The 20,492-nt window shown below is 32.9% G+C and carries 17 protein-coding genes; 5 read left to right on the top strand and 12 right to left on the bottom strand.

What is annotated here, in order from left to right; all coding sequences use genetic code 11:
- Positions 1-10: 10 nt before the first annotated feature.
- Positions 11-547, bottom strand: a complete 537-nt coding sequence (locus Ollyesu_RS11480; RefSeq protein ID WP_279301364.1) for a hypothetical protein — start codon at positions 545-547, stop codon at positions 11-13.
- A 171-nt stretch (positions 548-718) separates the two neighbouring features.
- Here Ollyesu_RS11480 and Ollyesu_RS11475 point away from each other — a divergent pair, with 171 nt between their 5' ends.
- Positions 719-3,532 (top strand): trypsin-like peptidase domain-containing protein, encoded by a 2,814-nt coding sequence (locus Ollyesu_RS11475; RefSeq protein WP_279301363.1) that lies wholly within the window; start codon positions 719-721, stop codon positions 3,530-3,532.
- 55 nt (positions 3,533-3,587) lie between these two features.
- Here the strand turns inward: Ollyesu_RS11475 and Ollyesu_RS11470 are convergent, their stop codons facing one another.
- From Ollyesu_RS11470 to Ollyesu_RS11450, 5 genes are all read right to left on the bottom strand, one after another.
- A complete protein-coding gene (locus Ollyesu_RS11470; protein ID WP_279301362.1) occupies positions 3,588-4,823 on the bottom strand; it encodes a DUF6638 family protein in 1,236 nt (411 codons plus the stop codon).
- A gap of 5 nt (positions 4,824-4,828) precedes the next feature.
- On the bottom strand, positions 4,829-5,476 hold the full coding sequence (locus tag Ollyesu_RS11465; protein ID WP_279301361.1) for a hypothetical protein: 648 nt from the start codon (positions 5,474-5,476) through the stop codon (positions 4,829-4,831).
- Positions 5,477-5,487: 11 nt separating this feature from the next.
- The gene (locus tag Ollyesu_RS11460) at positions 5,488-7,443 is read right to left on the bottom strand and encodes an AAA family ATPase (protein ID WP_279301360.1); all 1,956 of its coding nucleotides are present in this window, start codon (positions 7,441-7,443) and stop codon (positions 5,488-5,490) included.
- 66 nt (positions 7,444-7,509) lie between these two features.
- Positions 7,510-8,571: a hypothetical protein gene (locus Ollyesu_RS11455; protein WP_279301359.1), complete on the bottom strand. Its 1,062-nt coding sequence runs from the start codon at positions 8,569-8,571 to the stop codon at positions 7,510-7,512.
- A gap of 178 nt (positions 8,572-8,749) precedes the next feature.
- Positions 8,750-10,102, bottom strand: coding sequence for a microtubule-binding protein (locus Ollyesu_RS11450; protein WP_279301358.1), 1,353 nt, complete (start codon positions 10,100-10,102; stop codon positions 8,750-8,752).
- A gap of 200 nt (positions 10,103-10,302) precedes the next feature.
- Between Ollyesu_RS11450 and Ollyesu_RS11445 the strand changes: the two genes are divergently transcribed.
- On the top strand, positions 10,303-11,082 hold the full coding sequence (locus Ollyesu_RS11445) for an MBL fold metallo-hydrolase (RefSeq protein ID WP_279301357.1): 780 nt from the start codon (positions 10,303-10,305) through the stop codon (positions 11,080-11,082).
- Between the two features lie 144 nt (positions 11,083-11,226).
- A complete protein-coding gene (locus Ollyesu_RS11440; protein ID WP_279301356.1) occupies positions 11,227-11,598 on the top strand; it encodes a hypothetical protein in 372 nt (123 codons plus the stop codon).
- 50 nt (positions 11,599-11,648) lie between these two features.
- Here Ollyesu_RS11440 and ettA read toward each other — a convergent pair whose 3' ends face one another.
- The 6 genes from ettA to Ollyesu_RS11410 all read right to left on the bottom strand — a co-directional run bounded on the left by ettA (position 11,649) and on the right by Ollyesu_RS11410 (position 17,325).
- A complete protein-coding gene (gene ettA / locus Ollyesu_RS11435) occupies positions 11,649-13,340 on the bottom strand; it encodes an energy-dependent translational throttle protein EttA (protein WP_279301355.1) in 1,692 nt (563 codons plus the stop codon).
- A 92-nt stretch (positions 13,341-13,432) separates the two neighbouring features.
- The gene (locus Ollyesu_RS11430) at positions 13,433-13,615 is read right to left on the bottom strand and encodes a CAL67264 family membrane protein (protein ID WP_045474501.1); all 183 of its coding nucleotides are present in this window, start codon (positions 13,613-13,615) and stop codon (positions 13,433-13,435) included.
- Positions 13,616-13,714: 99 nt separating this feature from the next.
- Positions 13,715-14,428: a pirin family protein gene (locus Ollyesu_RS11425; protein WP_279301354.1), complete on the bottom strand. Its 714-nt coding sequence runs from the start codon at positions 14,426-14,428 to the stop codon at positions 13,715-13,717.
- A 29-nt stretch (positions 14,429-14,457) separates the two neighbouring features.
- Positions 14,458-14,898, bottom strand: a complete 441-nt coding sequence (locus Ollyesu_RS11420; protein WP_279301353.1) for a MarR family transcriptional regulator — start codon at positions 14,896-14,898, stop codon at positions 14,458-14,460.
- Between the two features lie 15 nt (positions 14,899-14,913).
- Positions 14,914-15,447, bottom strand: coding sequence for an NAD(P)H-dependent oxidoreductase (locus Ollyesu_RS11415; RefSeq protein WP_279301352.1), 534 nt, complete (start codon positions 15,445-15,447; stop codon positions 14,914-14,916).
- A 129-nt stretch (positions 15,448-15,576) separates the two neighbouring features.
- Positions 15,577-17,325: an agmatine deiminase family protein gene (locus Ollyesu_RS11410; RefSeq protein ID WP_279301351.1), complete on the bottom strand. Its 1,749-nt coding sequence runs from the start codon at positions 17,323-17,325 to the stop codon at positions 15,577-15,579.
- A gap of 154 nt (positions 17,326-17,479) precedes the next feature.
- On the opposite strand from Ollyesu_RS11410, the gene Ollyesu_RS11405 reads away from it, so the two are divergent.
- Both Ollyesu_RS11405 and Ollyesu_RS11400 read left to right on the top strand, forming a co-directional pair.
- Positions 17,480-19,108, top strand: coding sequence for a carboxyl transferase domain-containing protein (locus Ollyesu_RS11405; protein WP_279301350.1), 1,629 nt, complete (start codon positions 17,480-17,482; stop codon positions 19,106-19,108).
- A gap of 72 nt (positions 19,109-19,180) precedes the next feature.
- On the top strand, positions 19,181-20,428 hold the full coding sequence (locus tag Ollyesu_RS11400; protein ID WP_279301349.1) for an OmpA family protein: 1,248 nt from the start codon (positions 19,181-19,183) through the stop codon (positions 20,426-20,428).
- The last annotated feature ends 64 nt before the right edge of the window (positions 20,429-20,492 follow it).

The raw sequence follows: 20,492 nt of genomic DNA, 5'->3' as shown, positions 1-20,492 counted from the left end.
TATTGATAAATTACATTAAGCCTTTATCCTTTAAGCGTTCTCTAGCACTTTTCTCTGGTGCTTTAGACTCTTCTTTAATTTCCTTTTTGGCTTCCTGAACAACTTTAGAATCTTTATTTTTTAAATCCTCAATAAATTCTTTTCCCTTATTGATACCTTCTTTAACTACATCTTCTATAGAGTCTGACTGTTCTTCAATAACTTCTCCTGATTTTAGAACAAAATTAGCAATATAAGTCCCAATAAGAGTTCCAAAAATAGCTGAAGCAAAAGCAGATACACCGTAATAATTTGAAAAAATTTCAATTGGTGTTAAAAACTGAATAATTAACCCTATAACTAAAAAAGCAACTGCTAGGTAAACTAGTCTTGGCAAGAATTCTTGTTTAAAAATAAAACCTTTTTTGTCCGTAGGTTTCATTTGTAAGTCTTTACTATTAAAAAGCTTATTAAAAAAACGGTATAAGCCATTACTTTTAGACTCTGTCCAATACACAAAAATTCCGAAAAGAATTGCTCCAATAAATATGATAATGTCTAAGCCCATAAGTTTTTTATTATATGTAGTAAAGTTATAAGAATTGTTACAAGAAAACAAACATTAATGAGTGTTGTTACTTGATGACCTAAATAACTTTTAGATATTAAATTAGTTAAATATTTTAGAAACAAAATAATACCCCTTATATTTAGGCGCTATTAAAATTATACTAAAAAAATGATTAAGAAAATTACACTCCTAACACTAGCCTTATTTATTAACTTTACTTTATTACATGCCCAAGATGATGGTGGTATGCTTAAAATTGCAGATGAATTTCCTGTAAATGCGTCAGCAACCTTAGATTATAACACTAACAATTCTGGAATGGTCTATCAAAAAGAGTTTAGATCTAACGGTTCAGGTTATGTAAAAGTTTATTTTAATAATTTCGATTTAAAACCTGGTGACTATGTCAAGGTTTACAGTCCAATAACATTGGATGAAATTACATATTCTAACCAAGGAAAAGTTATTGGTTCTCAAAATGAAATGATTAGTAGCTTTTGGTCTAGAACCATCTGGAGCGACCATATTGTTGTAGAACTATACAGTACTCAAGGTAATAATACGCATTACGGATTTGATATTGATACGGTAGCATATGGTTACAGTATGGATAAAATTAATGATGCATTCCAATATGTACAATCTGATTTTGAATCTATTTGTAGTGTGGACGATAAAGAAGCTATAGAATGTTACAATGGAACAGAAATGTATAGAAAAGCCAAAGCTGTTTGCAGACTTTTGATTGGTGGTGGTGGTTTATGTACTGGATGGCTTTTAGGTACTGATGGTAATATTATGACAAACAATCACTGTATTGGTGATGCGAATGATGCATTGAATACCGAATTTTTATTTAATTATCAATATGCTGAATGTGCAGGTATTACTGATGCAGTATCAGATATGGTAGCAACAACATCTACGTTTATCCAAACAGATGCAAACTTAGATTTTACATTAGTAATGTTACCTGTTAATCCTGTTCCTACGTATGGTTATTTAAGTTTAGCGTCTAATCCACCTTCTGTAGGTGAGCGAATTTATATTCCTCAACACCCAGGAGGACGTAGAAAAGAAATTGCTGTGAATACTGATACTAATGGAGATGTAAATGGTTTTGCTCAAATAACAAACGCTGGTGGATTACCTTCACGAGTAGAATACCATTGTGATACAGAAGGTGGTAGTTCAGGTTCTCCTGTACTACGTTATTCTGATAACTTAGTAGTAGCCATACATAATACAGGTGGTTGTCCAAATGGATCGTTTGGGCGTAGTGACGAGTTAATAGCTGCTATTGGTGCTAATATGCCTAATGGAGGTGTCGATGATCCAAACCCAGAATCACCATCCATAGGATTTGGAAACGCTAATTTGACTGTAAATGAAGCTACAGGTTGTGATTATCAAGATATAGATTTTACTTTAAGAATGGCTTTACCTGCAACTCAAGATGCTGATATCACATTTTTATTTCAAGGAGGTACTGCTACTAATAATAGTGATTATGAATTAATTACGCCAAGCACTGTTACTTTTTTAGCAGGTGATAACACAGATAAAACGGGTACTATTAGAGTATATAATGATGCTTTTGTTGAAGGTGAAGAAACTATTGTTGTTGAATTAGCACTAAACGCGAATGGTGGAGACGCTGAGCTTGGCCTTCAAGATACATTAACAGTAACTATTAAAGATGATGATTATGATCCGTCTGTTGGAAACCTAATTAATTTTGCGTTTGATGATTTTGAAAACACCTTATCTAATTGGACGGTAACCGGAAATGCAACAACTCCTTTTGCTATTGGAAATGAAACCACAGCTAGTTCTACTTCTTGGAGTGCTGCTGGTAATGCAACAGATTTTGTGTTTATAAACGATGATGCTTGTAATTGTACAATGGATAATGAACGTTTAATGTATAATACTGTTTTTGATCTATCAAATGTAAGTTCTTCAAGTGTATCTTTTGACATTATTCACACAGATAGTAACAACCAATATGCATCAGACACTTATGCGCAAGTATCCACAGATAATGGACTTACTTGGGTCAACTTAGGAAACGAATTTATTACTTACAGTACTTGGACCAATCTAAGTTTAGATTTATCTGCTTATGCTGGACAGTCAAGTGTTATGATTTCCTTTTTGTATAACGACTTAGGTAATTGGGCTTATGGTTTTGCAATAGATAATTTTTCTGTAGATGGTAATGGTGATGCACTTATCCGAACTAATGTTAATGATGGTTCTACTAATGCAACTTTACCATTAGCTAGTACAGGTGTGATTTATGCTTACGACACTGGAGATGGAAGTATAATGGCAGATATTGTTAATAATGATGGCACTGATTACGATTGTATTGATGTTGCAGTATCTAGATCAGGAACTAGCGGACAATCGTTTCAAGGTAGTACAGGTGCGTTATTAGCAATGGATAAACAATTTACAATAACTACGACGCAACCTTCACAATCTAGCGATGCAACAATTATCTTTTATTTAACAGAAGCTGAAGTATCAGGTTGGGAAACTGCTGTTGCTAATGCTGGAGGGTCTTACTCTAGAAGTGACCTAAGAATATTCAGAGAATCTACATCTGGAACCTCTGAAACCGTTGTGCCAACCATTACGGATTATAATGGAGATATTAAAATGACAGGTAATTTTACTGGTATTGACGGAGTGTTTAGTTTTGCTCCTGAACAAACATTATCTGTTACTAATTTTGAAGTAGATGCCTTTTTAATATATCCAAATCCTGTAAATAATATTCTTACCATAGATGCTAAGTTTACTATTGACAACATGACTATTTACGATATCAATGGACGATTAATTAATAGTGTATCACTACAAGGCAATCAACTTAAACATCAATTAGATGTTACTGCATTGTCACAAGGTTTATACTTTATTGAAATTGAATCTGAAAATTCCAAATACGTTAAGAAATTTATAAAACGTTAAATTTTAAATTATAGATGAATAAAAAAAACCAGATGTTATCATCTGGTTTTTTTGTTTATATATTACTGTTAATAGTCTCAATAACCCAATCTTTAAAGGAGTCGTCCCATGAAGCATATTGTTTGTAAAACTCTTCTTTGTCGTACCAATACAAAAACAGCACGTCTCTAGGCGAGACATTAATCAACAACTTCCATATCAAGTCTTGGTGATTGGCTTGCAAAGAAGAATGAGGTGTATGCAATGCATTAAATAAATTTTTATCGACAATATCTGCAATCTTATATTGGTTACTCACTTCTAATTTGTCTAAGTATAACTCCACTCCCATCACACGCTTTCTGGTATCTATATCTAATTTGTTTAAATAACTTTTAAACAATACAGGATCACTTAAAATATCACGTAATGGATGTTGCGTATCTTTTAAAGCCATAGCAAACTCCATTTTTTTAATACGTTGGTATCTATCTGTATTAAGCGCTTCCTCCAAATCATGCTCAATGATAACATGATCGCGTAATTTTACCATTAACTCAGGTTGTTCGATATGAAAAATTATGACATCATGAGTCGTATCTTTTATCGCTTTTTTGTACCATTTTAAGTCCTCAAAAACCACAATTGGCGAAATAAAATCGCGTAGCACATAAACACCTCCAAAAGACTTGGTATAAAACGAATCTGTTTGATATTGTAAACTATGTAAACTTAAATCTCTACCTCGCAAATCGCCATATGTTTTAGCAGATTCAAGAAGTTGAGCGTGCAAATCTTCATCTATAAAATTATTACCTTGTTTAAATGTATCAATTAGTTTTTGTTGTTCTTTTTGAACTTGGTCTAAATTGTTTATTAAATGGAATTTGATATAAACCTTATCATATTTTAGTACATCAAGTGGCTCGTAAAATGCATCAATATCTTGATCAAAATCGATGCAAATAGCAGAATCTCTGGTAATATCATTTATTTTTGTACCATGAACCTGAAACACTTGCTTCATCATCTCTCTATCAAAACTATGAAAAGGAGAATATACAGGTTTACCTTTTTGTAAAGGTGAAATTATGATAGCATGCGGATTAGCTTCACCATTGTTTAAATACATGGTGGTGCCTTTCTCTTCTGCTATTTCTGGACTATAACCTATACCATCTATTGAAAATTTGGTAAGATTAGTTGGCGCAAAACCTAACTTTTTTAAGCATAGGTTGTAACGCTCCACTAATTTTCCACTAACTGGAATGAGCTCGCTTCTGTATAAATTGGCTTGTTTTAGTTTTTGCATGTAAACTAATCGTCTTTTTCTTTTTTCAACTTTTTAATCACTTTAATATTACTGTCAATTGGCGCAATAGATACTTCTTGATCTCCTTTAGTAATGTAAAATACATATAAACTGTTTTTACCCAACATTTTAATGTTTTGGGATTGTCCATCTTCAAAAGTTATTTGATGTGATAATTTAATTTCATCGTTTTCTATTTTTTCTTTAGTTCTTTGACCACGTCCAATTCCAAACCCAATAAATCCACCCATGATATATAAAGCAATCAGAAAAGTAACTAATACTTTCGATCCACTTTTAAGTGAGTGTCTAACTTTATCTAGCTTATCTTTTTTCTTTCCAGTTTGATACTTTTTCTTTTTACTTAACCAATCATAATATTTTGGTAAGTATTTTGCATAAACTAATGCCAAAACACAACAAATAACAACACCTAACAATAATTTTAAATCTCCTGTTAATACAGCAATTGGACTAATTAATACATCTAATATTGAAGAGTATTCCAAAATATTAACGCCTAAGTATTTAAAATATATCGTTTGATAGAAAACACCCAAAACCAATAAGAATACGTAACCTAAAGATAGATAATCTTGGATGCCAAGATTGGATTCTTTTTTTTCTATTGGGATGTCTGATTGTTCTTCCATGTGTTTTATTATTATTTACCAAACTGCTCTCTTGCAGCAGTTTCAATGTTTAATTGATTAACTCTAGCATCTACTTTTCGTTTAAAGTCGGTATCTGCAATAGTTGCCACATTATCTAAATAACGTACAACCTCTTGACGTCTTATGTCTGAAAAGTCTAAACCTTTCATATTAGCACGCATTAACTCTTGCAACATACCAAATTTAGTATCATAATCTTTTTTGAAGTAGATGTCTGGATTGTCAAACCAATCTGGTTCTAAATCAAAATCGGTTAAACGTAAAGACACTGCTTTTTGAATATTACGCACGTCACGAGACGAGAAAAATGGAAATATCTTTTGAATCTCTGTATACAAATGTGCATAAAACATATGCTCTGTATCTTTATATTTACTCTCTACTTTGTTAAACGTATCTAACACGCGTTGTTCTGTAGGCTTATCGACTTTATCTAATATTTCGCCCAAGTTTTTTGCCACTTGTTGTGCATCTAAATAGTTATAATCGTTTGGATTACTCATGTTCACAAAACTAGGCATAGTCTTGTCTAGTTTTCGCCACCATAAGTGATCTTGATCTATAAAATCATGCTCGTTTCTGGCACCATCTATTTTAAAACGTCCTTGTACACGAGAGATGACTGCTTTGTCTAACATTTCAGGTAAGTTTGTAAATAGCCCAATAGAACTGTTACCATAGTTTACTGCATAAGCACCTTCTGTGTATCTTAAAAACACACCAATTACCTCTTTTACTCCAGCAGAAACACCTTGTGTGGTACGCTCTTGTAAGTTATTTTCTGCATCATCAATTGGTGCAAAAATAAGCTTGTTAGGATCTTGTAAAGGTTTCATCCAATCTACCATTTTCTCCGCAGATCCACCCTGAAACGTACTAATCAACGTGTCTGGCATTGGGTGAAATAAAAACGGAATATCTAAATGGTCGCAATGCTCTTTTAAACGTGTTGCTATTGCTGCAATCAGCATACTTTTTCCTGTTCCAGGAATACCATAACCCATAAACACTGGCATAAAACCACCTAATTCTTGAAATGGGTTTTTCTTTGCTTCAAAGTCGTAGCTTAGCATACGCTCAGTTAAACGACGTGCAAAATGCTTGGCATCTCTGTTACCAACAATCTGGTCGAATTGTATTTTATTAAACTCGACACTTTTAGCAGTTCCCTGAAAGGTGTTTTCCCAACCAGAAATAGCAAAATCACTATTTTCAAGCTTATAGGTTCTGTCTAATATGGTCTCTGTATATTCTAGGCTACTTCTACGAAGATTAATTTCATCTATCAACGCTTCAAAATACACAACTGTAAAATCGGCAACGTCTTTATCACTTTTGATAATCTCTGGATGAGCTAAGTACTTGTCATAGTAAAATAAAGCACAAGACACTCCTTTTAAAGGAGTCATTAAAGACACTTCAGGAATACCTGCAAATTTCTGCTTCATCACACTTAAATCATCTGAAGCATGTGGTTTTAAAAGATGTAAAATTTTATAAGCTGAAGCAAATAGCATAAAGGCGCTTGCGGTTTGCATTTTGCTTTCATACTCGCGTCTTCCACTAGCATCTAAAGCGGATTTACGCTCGTTAAGACTAGATAAACCAGACGCATCATAGTAACTATCTTTTATCCAAATCCCTAAAGTTAGTCCTTCTTGTACTGCAAATAAAGTTTGATTTAAAAATAGTGGAATAGCAACAGAATCTGGTAATAATCGTTTTTTTAATGCTAAAATGGTTTTTGATACTGAAGTAATTGCTACCGATGATCCATTATTGGCTTTGGACAGATATAATAAAATAGATTCGTCTTTAGCGTCTTTATCTTTATTTTTTGCACGTGCGCCTTGCTCCCAACTAATACTTTTTAAATATGATGAGGCTTCGTCACGTAAAACGTCTAATTCTGATTTTTTTATTGGGAATGTTGAGTTATGTTCCATGTTTTTTAGTCTTCAGTATGCTGTTGGCAGTATTCAGTTTTTTATTGTATTGACTACCTACTAATTTTATATTTTATCAATTTTTAAATCAGAGACTTGAAAAGGTGGCTTTGCCAACTTATTCATGATATCAGGATTTTTATTATATAGCAATTGTATGATTCTGTGTGGTGCAAACACATAACCTTGCTTAATTGGTGAACTCCAATTTTGAAGCGTTTGTTTACTAAAATAGCCGCCTTCTTTAAAGGTACTTCCAGAAAATACTTCATGTATTTTAAAAGATAATGCGTAAGCTTCTAAAGGCACTTCTTTTTTACTTATAGCTTCAAGTATTGTATGTGTTAAATCGTTATCGTCTTTTGCAAAAACGTTATGAAATGCTCCTATATCCAATCGTTTAACATATTTAGGAAATACATTTTTTAAACGTCTATCAATACCATAAGCCATAGTATCCATATCCATTTTACGATCTGCAACCGTTTTTAAAGTGTCGTAAATATCATCTTTGTCTTTTAAAGGATCTTTACCATCATAGTCAAAATACATGAAGCATATAAAAGGCCTGTTGAGTGACACATCATAAAAACTCCAACTCGTCATATATTTAGCTTGACTTCCTTCTGGTGCTTTAATAATTTTTCCTTGAACAAAACGATTAAAAATATACTGTTGTTCTACTGATGTGTAGTAGACTATGGATGCAGCTTGAAATAACTTATCACGTCTAACAGGTTGCTTTTTTCGTAGTAACTGATCTAAAAATTCGTCTTGCAGTACAGATACATCTTTTAGTTTATTTAAGTAATTATCACGTAAAGATAAATCGTTATACAGGTATCTAAACTCCAAATAATTAGGAAAACCAGAATCTGTGACATCCACTTTCATGTTATCTTCTTCATCATACATGTACTTAATACGCATCGCTTCAATAGAGTATAATAACAAGTCACAGTATTGCTTAAAGAATATAACTTCCTGAGGTGTGCACAATCCGTTTTGTTGGACACCAACTATTAATTCTTTCAAAGCAAAGTCCACCTTCTTGTGATAAAACACATATTGTTCTTTGCTATCTAAATAAGCAGAATCTAAAGGTGTTACGATGTGGTTTATTGACATTTTCTAGTAAATGATCTTTAGTGATTAGTTATAGGTTACCACTAATTCACGAATTATTTAATTATAATTAAGTCCATGAGTAAGCGCGTTAAGGATTGAACGGTCTGTCTGAGCTCCTCGCAGAGAGCGAGTAGTGAAAGCCTGACCACGCCTTAAGCGTGGTAACGCTATAATTATGTTAAGACAATAAGTCGTCGTTTCCTGCTTCTGGTTTTGGCGTACCATTACCTCCTCCTGTTGAATCATCTTCTCCTGAAGGCGCATTGGCATCTGAATTATAATACTCTTCAAAAATCTCTTTCATATCGATGCCATAACGGTCTGCAAAATTCTTTTGAATATCTACATCTTTAGCTCTGATTTCCTGTAAAGCCTCAGCATAGCTACGATATACACCTTGCATAACTTTTTCGTGTACTGGAATGTTGTCCATCATTTCTTGACGTGCTTTAGCACTTGCTGTATGCATTGCTGCTAAAGTCTCTCCAATATGCTCATCTGTTTTAACTCCTAAATGCTCTAAAATAGCTGCAAACTCTTGGTCTGTACGCGCTTTTAAAGCCACCACGTAACCATCATAATACTTTAAACGTTCTTCTGTATCTGACTTTAATTTGGCACGATGCGTTTGTAAATTACTACGTAAAGAGGTTAGTACTTTGATAGTCAAGTTGTGCTTGTGCACAAAGCTATCTTTAGATGCTGCGAGAGTTGTGTAGGCGTTTTTAAGTCCTTCTAACTCTTCGACTTTTTGTTCTAACTGTGTTACTTTAGCTAACGCGTCAGAATACTCTGTAGATTGTTTATCTGCTACTTCTTCTAAGGCTTGTCTTGCTTGTTTAAGTAAAGCATACTGTTCTTCTAGTTTGTCTTCTGTTTCCTTTTTCTTTTCTAGTGCTTTTGTATGATTTTTAGAAGCTTCAACAATAGCATCTTGCAGTTTATCCTCTACTTCTTTAATTTCTACTTCACGATTTTTAAGACGTGTAATAGCTGCTTGAGATTTGTAAGACAGCTCGCCTAAAAGGGTTTGAATATCTGCACTTTCTATACGTTCTTGAAACATGGCTTTGGCTTTGTTATCTGCTGCAGCTCGTGTTTTTTCTGCTGTTTCTAAAGCTTGCTCTGCTTTTTTGATTTTGCTTTTACGTCCCCAAAGGTTATTCCACCAAGTATCTGGTTTGTTTTTAGCATCTTCCAATTCTATTTTAGCACGTTCTAATGCTTTTTGAGCATCGTCAATAACTTTTTGTTCTTTTTCGTTAAGTGATGAAAAACGCTCGAATAAAATACCAACTTCATCTTGATAATCCGTTAAATCTTTAATCGCGTCTAGAAGCGTTGTACGGTCTTTTTCTGCCATACCAACAACATCGTCTAACGTTGCATTAAGTATTTTTTGACGACTTTCTGGATCGTCTTCTTGCGCCAATTTAGACTTCATGGTATCAATTGCTTTTCCCCAATTGACATCTACTTTAGCATTTTTTTCGTTAGAGTTTGTTTCTAATAAATCAAAATCATCAGACATATGTATTCTTGTTTTTAAGGTTGGACTAATTTTAGTAAAGCAATTTCGGAAAAAAATAGTAGTTCTCGAAATATTTATGCTGTGATTATATGTATTATTATTTATAAAAATGTTACAATTTATTTTTTAATTGAAAAGTAACTATCTTTAAAACAAATCTTAGATTTCCAACTTCTTGGAAATGAAAAAATTAATTTTAAATGAAAAAATTAGCACTAGCCTTATTTACAATGACTTTAGTATTAAATAGTTGTAAAAATGAAACTAAAACTGATACCTCAAAACTTGAAGAAAACAAAAGCTTAAGCACGCAAAATGATATAGAAATAATACCAATATCTCATGCAACAATGGTTTTAAATTATGAAGACCATACCATTTATGCTGATCCAACTGGTGGAGGAAAAGCGTTTGAAGGCCAAAAAACACCAACAATTATATTAATTACAGATATCCATGGAGACCATTTAAATATCGATACGTTAAAAGAATTAGATTTAAAAAACAGCTTGATTGTTGCTCCACAAGCGGTTATTGATAAATTTCCTGAAGACTTTAAACCGATGTTTAGAGCTCTAAATAATGGTCAAAGTGCTGTGGTTAAAGATATTCCAATTGAAGCTATACCAATGTATAATTTACCAGAGGATGACACCTCAAGACATCCTAAAGGACGTGGAAATGGTTATATAGTAACTCTCGGAGAAGAACGCGTTTATATTTCTGGCGATACAGAAGACATCCCAGAAATGCGAAACCTTAAAAACATTGACAAAGCATTTGTATGTATGAACTTGCCTTACACCATGACAGTCGATAGTGCTGCTAGTGCTGTTTTAGATTTTAAACCTAAACAAGTCTATCCGTTTCACTACAGAGGAAAAGGTGGCTTAAGTGATGTTGCAAGATTTAAAACCTTAGTTAATAAAGGCAATCCAGATATTGAAGTGGTACAGTTAGATTGGTATCCTAAGAGATAGTGAATAGTGAATAGTGAATAGTGAATAGTGAATAGTGAATAGTGAATAGTGAATAGTGAATAGTGAATAAAAATAGATTTTTTGAAAACTTAAATATTCATTTTAACTATTTTTATGTTTGTTTTTAATGATTAATTTACGTCAATGAAATATTTGTTATTTTTTCTACTAATTTTTAATTTGAGTTGTAATGCTCAAGATAATAAATGCAAACAGTTTAAAACTGGTACTTTTGCATATGTTGGTCTAGAATATGAAGATTCTATTATTATACGAAATGACTCTATTCAAGTTGAATCTAACTCAAAAAGTGGATACAAAGCAACTGCATATATAGATTGGTTGTCTGACTGCCAATATACATTGACTTTTAAAGAAGTGAATAATCCAAAAAGCCAATATCTAATAGGAACATCATTTACAGTAGATATTATATCAACTTCAAAAAACAGCTATAAATACAGAGGATATGATGATGTTTATGAAATAACAGGTGAGATCTTTAAAATAGATTAAAAAAAAAGCCTGTAAATTGCAGTCTTTTTTATTGTCATAATGTAGTTAACTTACCTTACTAACTTTTTATACTTAATTCGTTTTGGCATTAAATCTCCACCTAAACGTTTCTTCTTATTTTCTTCGTATTCACTAAATCCACCTTCAAAGAAATACACTTGAGAATCGCCTTCAAACGCTAAAATATGTGTACAAATTCTATCTAAAAACCATCTGTCGTGAGAGATTACTACTGCACATCCAGCAAAGTTTTCTAGACCTTCTTCTAATGCACGTAATGTGTTGACATCTAAATCATTAGTAGGTTCATCTAAAAGTAATACATTACCTTCTTCTTTAAGCGTCATTGCTAGATGTAAACGGTTACGCTCTCCTCCAGATAGTAATTTTACTTTCTTATTTTGTTCGCTACCAGAAAAGTTAAATCGACTTAAATAGGCTCTAGAATTTACTTCTTTTCCTCCCATTAATACCAATTCTTGCTCGTCACTAAAGTTTTGCCAAATCGATTTTTCAGGATCTATGTTAGAGTGTGCTTGATCGACATAAGCGACTTTAGCGGTTTCTCCAATCTTAAATTCGCCTTTATCAGGTGTTTCTTCTCCCATTATCATTCTGAAAATGGTAGTTTTACCAGCTCCATTTGGACCAATAACACCAACAATTCCAGCTTGTGGCAAGTTGAAGTTTAAATCTTCGTATAATAATTTATCATCGTAAGCTTTACTAACTCCAATAGCTTCAATAACGTTAGTCCCTAATCTTGGTCCATTTGGGATGTATATTTCAAGTTTTTCATCTAATTGCTTTTGATCTTGACTCATTAACTTGTCATAGTTCTTCAAACGTGCTTTCTGCTTTGTTTGTCGTCCTTTCGCACCTTGACGCACCCATTCCAATTCTCGTTCTAATGTTTTTTGACGTTTAGAAGCTGTTTTACTTTCTTGAGCTAATCGTTTAGATTTTTGGTCCAACCAAGATGAGTAATTCCCTTTCCATGGAATACCTTCACCTCTATCTAATTCTAAAATCCAACCTGCGACATTATCTAAAAAGTATCTATCGTGCGTTACAGCTATAACCGTTCCTTTATATTGAGCTAAATGATGCTCTAACCAATGTACAGACTCTGCATCTAAGTGGTTGGTTGGCTCATCTAACAATAACACATCTGGTTCTTGTAATAATAAGCGACATAAAGCCACACGACGTCGTTCTCCTCCAGATAATACTCCTATTTTTTTGTCGCCATCTGGTGTACGTAAGGCGTCCATTGCTATTTCTAGTTTGGTATCTAACTCCCATGCGTTAGCAGCATCAATTTGATCTTGTAGCTCAGCTTGACGATTCATTAGCTTTTCCATTTTGTCTGGATTGCTATAGACTTCTTCTAAACCAAATTGATCATTAATACTATTATATTCGTCAAGGATTGCAACAGTTTCTGCTGCACCTTCACGTACAATTTCCATAACCGTTTTATCATTATCCAATTGTGGATCTTGTTCTAAGTAGCCGACCGTATATCCTGGAGAAAACACAACATCACCTTGATAGTTTTTATCAACACCTGCTATTATTTTTAATAGTGTCGATTTACCAGAACCATTAAGACCTAAGATTCCGATTTTAGCTCCATAAAAGAAACTTAAATATATATTTTTAAGTACAGGAGTTTGTGCACTAGGAAACGTTTTAGTCAACCCAGACATTGAGAATATTACTTTTTTATCATCGCTCATAACTATACTCTAACTTTTAATTTTTAATGTTTTTATGTCTAAAATGTAAATGGCTTAAAACTTTACGTTTTAAGCCACCTGTTATTTGGTTTTTAAACCCTTCCTTTCAATGCATTAAACACCCAAGCAATAGCAAAAAAACCAATACCTACAGCTGCAAAACCCCATCCTGCAACATCATCGTACCTAAAAGCACCTAATGCTATTAAGCCTAATCCTACTATTACCATAATTGTGGTAGCCCAAGCTAACACTGTGTTTTTATTCATTGCCATAATCCTATTTTAATAAAATGTGAAATACAAATATCGTGTATTTTAACAAAAAAAGCATCCTAATTAGGATGCTTTTTTAATATAATTCAAGTTGTAAGTTTACATCGGAACTTCAATAAATAATAACTGTGAAGGAGTTTTAGATTGTATTGAAAAATCTGTAGTATTTGAAACTCCTATAGCATCACGAGACTCTAATACGTTATTTTCAACTGAAACTTCACCTGTAATATTCATAACATAAGTCCCATGCTTTTTACTTAAAGATTGATAAGTAAATGAAGTGCCTTCATCTAAATCTATTCTAGATATTTTAGCATCTTGGTGAATTTTCAAACCTTCCGCTTGATTGTCTATTGATGTCACTAAGGTTTGTAATTGTCCTTTACGGTCTTGAGCTTTAAAAAACTGTTGATCATATCGTGGTTCTACATTTTGCTTATTTGGTAAAATCCAAATTTGAAATAAGCTCAAATACTCATCCGTTTTTGCATTCATTTCTGAATGCATTAAACCGCTACCAGCACTCATAACTTGTACTTCACCTGCTTCTATGGTTTGCCATTTATTACCCATAGAATCCTTGTGCTTAAGCGTCCCTTTTAAAGGTATGGTTATAATTTCCATATTATCATGAGGATGTGTGCTAAATCCCATACTAGGCGCTATAACGTCATCGTTTAAAACTCGTAAAGCTCCAAATTGTATTTTATCTGGATTATAAAACTGTGCAAAGCTAAAACTATGATTAGCTTGTAACCAACCATGATTAGCATATCCACGATCTGTTGCTTTGTGTACTATTGTTTTCATTATTTTTTTCCTTTCTTTCTTTTTTTAAATCATCTCATTTTATCTAGCAAATCACTTAATTGACCTGCTTCTTCTTCCGTTAAATTGTCTAACAGATTATGTGTAGGATTTGTGGGTTTTATCTTGTCTAACAACTCTAATCCTGTCTTTGTTATTTCTATTAACACCACGCGTCTATCCTCTGGAAATGGAATACGAACAATCAAATTTTTATCACACAATTTATCTGTTAAACGTGTTAAATTTGGCGCGCGTTCTACCATTCTGTCTTTAATGGTCTGTACTTTAATAGGCTTTTTTGCACCTCTTAAAATTCTGAGAATATTATACTGTTGAGGAGATAACCCGAATTGTTTAAAAAACTCATTTTGAAAACTAGAAATGTAATTTGCTGTGTACAAAATATTAAGCATAGCTTTTATTCTGTTATTTTCAAATTTAGAATTAATGTCTTTGGCAAAATTTCCCATGACCATAAATTTTAATTATTTAATACTGTCGTTAAAAATGGTTATTGCTTCTTTTAGCATATCGTTTAATTCTGGGTTAGATATTTTTCCGTCCTTAAAATTATCGTTAAAAGAAGGCAATCTAAACTTAGCTACTATTGTAGCATCATGCCTAGGAAACCTACCTTCTGCCATTTCAAAAACCGACAGTCCACCTCTAGGTCCAGGAGCGGTACTCATTAATAACATTGGTTTTTCTTGAAATAATTTGACATCAATTCTTGACATCCAATCAAACAAGCTTTTAAATGCTGCTGTGTAAGCGCCATTATGTTCTGCTAAGGATATAATTACACCATCTGATGCACCAATTCTATCAAAAAATTGTTGGGCTTTATCTGGTATACCTGATTGTTTTTCGATATCTATGCTATACGTTGGCACATCAAAATCGTTTAGATCTAATACTTCTGTTTCAACATTCTCTACTAAAGTTGATGCGTAAGTTGCTAATTGTTTGTTTATAGATGATGAGCTATTACTTGCTCCAAATGCGATAATTTTTTTCATAATATTTACTTTTTACAAAGATACAAAAAATGTATTTATTTTACAAGGAAACTAATTCCTTGTTTTATATTAAATATGAAACAAAAAAACACCTTATTTTAAGGTGCTTTTTAGGTTGAAAAAAGTTATTTAAATTTTAATGATTTTACGGTTGATTGTACCAAATTCACCTTCGAAAATAATATGAAGCATACCTTGCCAATCATCATTCAACTCTAGATTAATCACACCATTACCAGATACTATTGTGTTATAATACAATCTTTGCCCTAAGCTGTTAAAAATAGTGACATCAATTTCTCCACTAATATTATTTAAATTAAAGGTTACATTACTTCTTGTAGGATTTGGATAAGGCAAAGAGATGTTGTTTTCTGCCCATTCTTCTGCAGACAACGTATTGACTTCTGTAGTCCAATACCCAGAAGGTGCTACTAAAGGTCTAGTTAACACTTTTCCAGATACTGCTTGGGCTGAAATATAATAATCTATATTAGTTGCACTTGCAGCTAATGGTAAATTTGCAGTCCAATTGTCGCCACTAACTAATGACATATTTGTTTCATTAAACGTTGTTGTGCCTTCTTCTCTCCAAAACACTTTGGCACTAGAGATTCCAGAAACGTGTTTAACCATTGCATCAATGGTTATATTGGTACCAGCATTTACTAAATTTACTGGTTGATGTACAATCCATAAAGGTTCTGAAACTCCAATAGTATGTGTAATACAATGGATTGCTCCACTGGAAGCAATTAGGTTTTCACCAGAATTGTCAACATCAATCCCAACAACATTATAACCTGGCATTAGCTCTTGATACTTGGCTAGAGCTGGTCCATCTACAGATGGTCTATATGTTGGAACAAGAATGGATTTATTTAATATTAATGAATTACTATAGGTACGATAATAACCTCCATTATCTGGATATAATCCACTTGTGCTTGGTGGTGCATCAATCCATTCTACTTTATAAGGTGTCCCGAAAGGCGATTGAAAATTATTCAAAACATATTGAATATTAGCCTCTATTTGTGGTCCATCTGCAACTCCTGCAGGATATTTACTAACCAGTAAAGTCTCTTCATCCAGTAGTTTCATGTGCATGTCTATATGATGTATACCGTCATAAGGCAATGTTGGCATTTTAATATAATTATCAATGCCCATGTAATTAAACATGATATTATCAATATCTATTTCTGTTTTAGCACTAACGTTATATGGGTTACCTAACTCATTTTCCTCTAAAATCAATTCAGAAGCAAATGCATTTCCTAAACCATCAGACATGTAATTTCCTCCTGTATTTACTAAATCATTAGTCCCAGAATCTGTTATATAAATTGGTAAACTTAACATGCTAGCATGTCCTGAAGGAACAACATCATCATCTGGTCTTGGACGATTGTAAATCCAATCTACCAAAGCACGCTGACCAACATCATTGCTGTAAATGGTGTTACCTGCATAATCCCGAATCCAAATGCTATTTGAAGCTGCATTTAAAAAAGAAACGTTAGTTAAATCTATTCCGTTTGAGGATAAATAATTAGATACCAAAGTCTGGTTTTGAGTTACAATTATCACCTTACATTCTGTTACACCTACTTCAACAATCTGACGTAATATGTTTTGGTAATTAGAAGTCCATCTAATAACTAAATATTCTACTTCTTCCCATTCGGCAGCAGCCCTTACAGGTCCTGAAGGTGCAGCAGTAGAGCTTGAACTTTTAAATTGAAAATGAGAAACTAAGGATCTTTCTTTAGCTGATAATCCTTTGGGTAGTAATTGATCTTCTTGTGCAATAGTTAATTGAACAGAAAAGAGCAGAAATAACAATAGGGTAAATTTCTGTTTAAGTGAATACATAGTAGGTTAATTTAAATTTAATGTATCTAAATATAATAATTTTCAATTAAATCGATACTTACAAGTCTTTTTTTCAAAATAAAAAATAGTAATTAAATAGATGTTTCATTAGACTATTATCTTTTGTATTTTTACGTCAAACAAAATTCTAACAATGGATATTAACTTCAATAAAAACGAAGATCATAATAAACTACTCCTTTCTGAACTTAAATCTAGATTAGCCAAAGTAAAACTTGGTGGCGGAGAAAAACGTATTGAAAAGTTACACGGACAAGGAAAAATGACTGCTAGAGAACGTATAAACTATCTTCTAGATTCAAAAAAGAAAAGTATAGAAATTGGTGCTTTTGCAGGCGATGGTATGTATGAAGAGCATGGTGGTTGTCCTTCTGGAGGTGTTGTTGTTAAAATGGGTTACATCAAAGGAAAACAATGTATTGTCGTAGCTAATGATGCAACAGTAAAAGCTGGAGCATGGTTCCCAATTACAGGAAAAAAGAATTTACGTGCTCAAGAAATTGCAATAGAGAACAGATTACCAATTATATATCTTGTGGATTCTGCAGGAGTCTATTTACCAATGCAGGATGAAATATTTCCTGATAAAGAACATTTTGGTCGCATTTTTAGAAACAATGCGGTAATGAGTAGTATGGGAATTACCCAAATTGCTGCAGTTATGGGTAGTTGTGTTGCAGGTGGAGCCTATTTACCAATTATGAGTGACGAAGCATTAATAGTTGATAAAACCGGAAGTATCTTCCTTGCTGGAAGTTATTTAGTTAAAGCTGCTATTGGAGAAACGATAGATAACGAAACTTTGGGTGGTGCTACAACACATTGCGAAATTAGTGGAGTAACCGATTATAAAGCCAAAGACGATAAAGATGCACTAAATAAAATTAAGCGCATCGTGGATAAAATTGGCGATTATGACAAAGCCGGTTTTAATCGAGCTGACAGTAAAAAACCAAAAGATAATCCAGAAGATATCTACGGAATACTACCTAAATCTAGAGCAGATCAGTATGACATGAAAGAGATTATCAAACGTTTAGTTGATGGATCTGAATTTGATGAATATAAAGAAGGTTACGGAAAAACCATTATTACCGCTTATGCCAGAATAGATGGTTGGGCTGTAGGTATTGTTGCCAACCAACGTACATTAGTGAAAACCAAAAAAGGTGAAATGCAATTTGGAGGTGTTATCTATAATGATAGTGCAGATAAAGCCACACGCTTTATTGCTAATTGTAACCAGAAAAAGATTCCGTTAGTGTTTTTACAAGACGTTACCGGTTTTATGGTAGGTAGTAAAAGTGAACATTCTGGAATTATTAAAGATGGTGCAAAAATGGTGAATGCTGTGAGTAATAGTGTGGTACCAAAATTCACCATTATCTTAGGTAATAGTTATGGAGCTGGTAATTACGCAATGTGTGGGAAAGCTTATGATCCTAGACTAATTGCTGCTTGGCCAAGTGCAGAATTAGCTGTAATGAGTGGTAATAGTGCTGCAAAAGTACTATTACAAATTGAAACTGCTTCTTTAAAAAAGAAAGGCGAAACCATTACCAAGGACAAGGAAGACGAATTATTCAATAAAATTAAAGCTAGATATGACAATCAAGTATCACCTTATTATGCGGCTTCCCGTATTTGGACAGATGCTGTTATTGACCCATTAGACACCAGAACATGGATTAGTATGGGTATTGAAGCTGCAAACCACGCTCCTATTGAAAAATCTTTTAACATGGGAGTTTTACAGGTTTAAACTTTTATTTAGGTATTGAAACAATTTTAAAACGTTTTTTTGTATTTTAGAGATACAATTAATCCGTTAAAAATGAAATACTTAACTACAATTTTATCGATTTGCTTTTTAGTTTTTTCATTTCAATCTGTCGAAGCTCAAATTTGGAAAAAAATTCAAAAAAAAGCTGAAAGAAAGATTGAGCAAAAAGCTGATGAAAAAATCGATGATATATTAGAAGAAAAAAAAGACGAAAAAATACCTGAAGAACAAGAAGAGGAACAACAAAGAAAAGAAGACGCTCCTGAACCTGAAAATAAAAAAGAATCGCCAAATCATAATTCCTCAGAGCAAAAAACTCCTGAGATTTGGCGTAATTACAAATTTATTCCTGGCGAAAAAGTTATTTTTTATGATGATTTAAGATATGAAGAAGTTGGCGAGTTTCCTTCACGATGGGATTTGGTTAAAGGTGGTGCAGAAATTGCACGATTTAATGGTGAAAAAGTAATAATAGGTACAGCAGAATATAATAACAGGATTACACCTTTATTTAATAATCCAAACTATTTAGGAGATGAATTTACTATTGAATTTGATGTTTATGTCGAAAGTGCTGATGCCAGTAACTTTTGGACAGAAATAGAAATCATATTTGACTCAAAAAAGTTAAAATATTCTTCTAGCAATGATGTTAGATTAATGCTTAGCAATGGTAAAAATACTACTGGACATGCCTCTAATAGTAGCTTTGCATTAGAAAAGGTGTCTCTAGGAAAAATGAATGCTTGGCATCATATAGCAATGTCTTACAATAAAGGAAAATTTAAATTGTATTATGATGAAAAGCGTATATCCAATTTACCAAAATTTTATGTAGTGCCTGATGTTGTAGCTATTCAGTTTAGAGGGTACTCTAATAATAAACAAAAACTTAATGCTCCAATAAAAAATATACGTATTGCACATGGAGGAGGACAAATGTACAAACGCATTTCTTCTGAAGGAAAATATGTTACCAATGGTATATTATTTGATTCTGGTAAAGCAGACATGCAACCACAATCAATGGGTGTTATCAATAAAATAGCAGAAGTAATGACTGAGAATCCAGATTGGAGTTTTCAAATTATTGGTCATACAGATAGTGATGGGACCACAGAAAGTAATTTAAGTCTTTCGCAACAACGTGCAGAAGCAGTAAAACAAGCACTAATTAATCTAGGAATAAATGAAACACGGTTATCCACGTTAGGTAAAGGAGAAAGTGAACCACTAAACACCAATAGTAATCCAGAAGAGAAAGCTAATAACAGACGAGTAGAATTTTTAAAAATCTAAATTACATTTAAAAGGGAAAAAAAGGAACGTTATAAAACGTTCCTTTTTAATTTTAAATAACTAG

Source organism: Olleya sp. YS (assembly GCF_029760915.1).
Lineage (GTDB): Bacteria > Bacteroidota > Bacteroidia > Flavobacteriales > Flavobacteriaceae > Olleya.
Note: the sequence above shows the minus strand (reverse complement) of the source record. Positions and strands in the feature narration are given on the sequence as shown.

Excerpts from the sequence above, each read along its gene's own strand:
- Ollyesu_RS11465 (WP_279301361.1), bottom strand. The coding sequence starts at position 5,476 with ATGGAAGAACAATCAGACATCCCAATAGAAAAAAAAGAATCCAATCTT.
- Ollyesu_RS11420 (WP_279301353.1), bottom strand. The coding sequence starts at position 14,898 with ATGGGAAATTTTGCCAAAGACATTAATTCTAAATTTGAAAATAACAGA.
- Ollyesu_RS11410 (WP_279301351.1), bottom strand. The coding sequence starts at position 17,325 with ATGTATTCACTTAAACAGAAATTTACCCTATTGTTATTTCTGCTCTTT.
- Ollyesu_RS11460 (WP_279301360.1), bottom strand. The coding sequence starts at position 7,443 with ATGGAACATAACTCAACATTCCCAATAAAAAAATCAGAATTAGACGTT.
- Ollyesu_RS11440 (WP_279301356.1), top strand. The coding sequence starts at position 11,227 with ATGAAATATTTGTTATTTTTTCTACTAATTTTTAATTTGAGTTGTAAT.
- Ollyesu_RS11400 (WP_279301349.1), top strand. The coding sequence starts at position 19,181 with ATGAAATACTTAACTACAATTTTATCGATTTGCTTTTTAGTTTTTTCA.
- ettA (WP_279301355.1), bottom strand. The coding sequence starts at position 13,340 with ATGAGCGATGATAAAAAAGTAATATTCTCAATGTCTGGGTTGACTAAA.
- Ollyesu_RS11425 (WP_279301354.1), bottom strand. The coding sequence starts at position 14,428 with ATGAAAACAATAGTACACAAAGCAACAGATCGTGGATATGCTAATCAT.
- Ollyesu_RS11450 (WP_279301358.1), bottom strand. The coding sequence starts at position 10,102 with ATGTCTGATGATTTTGATTTATTAGAAACAAACTCTAACGAAAAAAAT.
- Ollyesu_RS11475 (WP_279301363.1), top strand. The coding sequence starts at position 719 with ATGATTAAGAAAATTACACTCCTAACACTAGCCTTATTTATTAACTTT.
- Ollyesu_RS11415 (WP_279301352.1), bottom strand. The coding sequence starts at position 15,447 with ATGAAAAAAATTATCGCATTTGGAGCAAGTAATAGCTCATCATCTATA.
- Ollyesu_RS11445 (WP_279301357.1), top strand. The coding sequence starts at position 10,303 with ATGAAAAAATTAGCACTAGCCTTATTTACAATGACTTTAGTATTAAAT.
- Ollyesu_RS11480 (WP_279301364.1), bottom strand. The coding sequence starts at position 547 with ATGGGCTTAGACATTATCATATTTATTGGAGCAATTCTTTTCGGAATT.
- Ollyesu_RS11405 (WP_279301350.1), top strand. The coding sequence starts at position 17,480 with ATGGATATTAACTTCAATAAAAACGAAGATCATAATAAACTACTCCTT.
- Ollyesu_RS11430 (WP_045474501.1), bottom strand. The coding sequence starts at position 13,615 with ATGGCAATGAATAAAAACACAGTGTTAGCTTGGGCTACCACAATTATG.
- Ollyesu_RS11455 (WP_279301359.1), bottom strand. The coding sequence starts at position 8,571 with ATGTCAATAAACCACATCGTAACACCTTTAGATTCTGCTTATTTAGAT.
- Ollyesu_RS11470 (WP_279301362.1), bottom strand. The coding sequence starts at position 4,823 with ATGCAAAAACTAAAACAAGCCAATTTATACAGAAGCGAGCTCATTCCA.